Source organism: Novipirellula sp. (assembly GCF_041583735.1).
Classification (GTDB): domain Bacteria; phylum Planctomycetota; class Planctomycetia; order Pirellulales; family Pirellulaceae; genus Novipirellula.
Genome location: NZ_JBFHFD010000810.1, coordinates 1 through 3329, shown reverse-complemented (window position 1 = coordinate 3329; position 3329 = coordinate 1). Strand labels below are relative to the sequence as shown.

2 protein-coding genes and 1 pseudogene are annotated in these 3329 nt (G+C 55.6%); all 3 read left to right on the top strand.

What is annotated here, in order from left to right:
- A pseudogene (locus ABX962_RS33085) lies at positions 1-322 on the top strand (glucose-6-phosphate dehydrogenase); the annotation flags it as partial.
- A 380-nt stretch (positions 323-702) separates the two neighbouring features.
- Positions 703-1407, top strand: a complete 705-nt coding sequence (locus ABX962_RS33080) for a ribonuclease HI (RefSeq protein ID WP_372725953.1) — start codon at positions 703-705, stop codon at positions 1405-1407.
- 228 nt (positions 1408-1635) lie between these two features.
- Positions 1636-3329 (top strand): 1,4-alpha-glucan branching protein GlgB (glgB, locus tag ABX962_RS33075; protein ID WP_372725952.1); only part of this gene is annotated, 1694 nt, incomplete at its 3' end.

Sequence of the window (3329 nt, the reverse complement as noted above, 5' to 3'; positions counted from 1 at the left end):
CAAGGTGCCTGATTCGGAAATGAAAACACGAACCAGCACGTTGGACTTCAGTTTCCGCCAAGCGCCTGGCGGAATTTCGATGCCCGATGCCTACCAACGTTTGCTGTTGGATTCGTTGACCGGCGACGCCAGTCTGTTCGCTCGCAGTGACGAAGTCGAATTGGCGTGGGGGATCATTGATCCGATCATCGAGGCTTGGAAGAGCCCCGCTGCTCCGGACTTGTTCCCCTACGAACCTGGGTTATGGGGACCCGCCGAAGCGGGCGAGTGGATGCATCGTCAAAAACGCGAGTGGTTCGACGTCTGCCCCGTCCTCTCGTAATGCCCGGATTCTCTTAATCCCAAAACGGGCCGCCTTCGCACCGGCGGCCCGTCCTCCCTGTCTCCTTGTCTCCCCCTCTCACTTCTCCTCACTCCTCACTCCGCCTTCTCCCCTACCGGTTATCACGGTCGCGCGTTTGGTAGCGGCGTGTCGGAACCTAGGTTGACTTTTTCCAGCAGTCAAAGTTTGGCGACTAGGTCGAGTATGCCGAACCGACAAGTACACCCCGTCGTTTGCAGACATCGATTCAGAGCGATGTTGGCATGATCGACGCTTCGGTGCGCTTGATGGATCGAAACTCCCAATTCGTCGGGTTTGGAAAGATCAAGGCATGATCGTCCCAAACCCTATGACCCATCCTGTTGGAAACCCCAGTCGTGATGCTTCAATCAATTGATGCGACGTCGCCCCTCGTTGTGCCTGGCGCAATAAAGGGTGTCGCCAAAGAGATGTCGCCCCGTGATGGCAACATCGAGATACCTAGTGACAACATCGTTTCGGAATACCTGCTCGTTTGTGAAGCTCGTTCGACGACGCTGATGGACGGCTTTTGGCAATTTTCGCTGGAAACCGCCGGCGGTGAGCCTGTGTTTTCGGCGCAAGACAACGAGGTCGGTGACTTGAACCGATTAACGTTGCTGGCGGCCGTACGCGGACTCGAAGCCATCGAGGGCGCGTCGACGGTCACGTTGATCAGCAACAATCGTTATCTGATTCGCTCGCTCGCCGATTCGCTACCGCGATGGCGTGAGAACAATTTTGTATGGGAGCATTTTGGACGTCGTATCGATGTTCAACATGCCGACCTGTGGCGACGAATCGATCGTGCTTTGCAGATTCATCGTGTCGAAGCCTGTTTGGTTTCTTCGCGGCTTGTCAGCCCCGAGCCGCGTGCGGTCGAGAGCCCTGCCAATGCAGATGGCGCTAATTTGCGAGTCGATTCACCGCACGCCTCGGCTGCCTCGGGGCCGCGAATCAAGCCACCGAACGATCGACTTCGCCAATGGCTGCTTGGTGGCGGAGCATCGTCGGGAAGCGCACCGGCACGACGGCGAATTCGCACCGCTGATCTGCTCGATTCCTAGCGGCGATGCCGCTCGCGGGCGAATCGCAGCCCGCGAGCTGCGGCAAACACGGGCCGTGGCAAACACGAGCCGTGGCAAACACGAGCCGTGGCAAAAGTTGATGCCTTGGTTGGAACGCGAATCCACCCAACTTGGTTCGAAACGTCTCTCGTCGTAGACGAGAGACGTCCTTTTATTCAATAAACATTCCACCGTTCATCCCGATTTTTTTGTCTTTCGGTATCCCAAATGCACACACAAGTTTCGCTAACGTCGATCTCGAAGTTGATCAACGGAACCCACGAGAACCCCTCTGGTCTATTGGGGCCTCATCCGATTGACTATCGAGGAACTGCGGCCACGGCGGTTCGCAGCTTTTTGCCGGAAGCTCAGGCTGCTTGGGTAATCGATCCCCAAAACGGCGAACGACGTGCCATGCGGCGGATTCATCCGGCTGGCTTTTTTGAAGCAATTTGCGACTCGATGGTCGACGCAACGCTGGCAAAAAGCCAAGATGCACAGCAGAATCACCAGCGTCTTCACACTATTGCCAACTCGAAGTATCGCATCCAGATGACCAACAAATCCGGGGAAACAATCGAAATGAACGACCCGTACGCCGTACCGTCGATCTTGACTGACTTTGACAATTATCTGATTGGCCAAGGAAAACACTACGAGCTGTACGAGCGACTCGGAGCCCAGCTTCGCACGGTTGATGGCACGCCCGGAGTCAACTTTGCCGTCTGGGCACCCAATGCTCGGTCGGTACAGGTGGTGGGCGATTTCAATGGCTGGGATGGACGTAAACATGTTGCCCGCATCCATCCCAACCTTGGTATCTGGGAACTGTTCGTGCCGGGTGCGAAGGTGGGCGATCGCTACAAGTTCCGAGTCCATAGCACGGACGGTTCGTGGGTCGACAAGAGCGATCCGTATGGTTTGGCAGCCGAGTTGCCACCCTTGACGGCCTCGATCGTTGCCAACGTTAACTCGTACCAATGGTCCGACAGCAAGTGGATCGATCGACGAAACGATTGGAATCCGCTGCACGAGCCGATGAACGTGTACGAAGTGCACTTGGGCAGCTGGCAAAAGGGGCCGGGCCGCAAACATGGTTGGCTCGATTACCGTGACTTGGCTCGCCGTTTGGCCGAGTATTGTCATCGCATGAATTTCACTCACGTCGAATTGATGCCGGTTAGCGAGCATCCATTTACGGGATCATGGGGCTACCAAACCGTGGGCTATTTTGCACCGACAAGCCGTCACGGCAGCCCCGAAGATTTCATGTTCTTCGTCGATTACATGCATCAACACGGGATCGGCGTGTTGATCGATTGGGTTCCCGCGCACTTCCCCAAAGATGCTCATGGGCTGCGTCGTTTCGACGGTTCGCCGTTGTACGAGCATGCGGATCCACGTCAAGGTGAGCACCCTGATTGGGGCACGATGATCTTTAACTTTGGCCGCAACGAAGTGCGTAACTTCCTGGTCGCGAATGCTCTGTTCTGGTTGGACAAGTATCACATCGACGGGCTCCGCGTGGACGCGGTGGCATCAATGTTGTATTTGGATTACAGCCGCGAAGATGGCCAGTGGATTCCGAACCAGTATGGTGGCCGCGAAAATCTCGAAGCGATCGACTTTTTGCGAGAATTTAATACTGCAATTCACGAGAAATACCCAGGTGTCGTCACGGCGGCCGAAGAATCAACCGCTTGGCCGGGCGTGTCGCGGCCGGTCGATGATGGCGGACTCGGTTTTACCTACAAATGGAACATGGGCTGGATGAACGACACGTTGTCCTACATGCACAACGAACCGATTCATCGCAAGTACCATCAAAACGAGCTGACGTTTAGTCTGATCTATGCCTTCACCGAAAACTTTATGTTGCCGCTGTCGCACGACGAAGTGGTGCACGGCAAGGGATCGCTGAT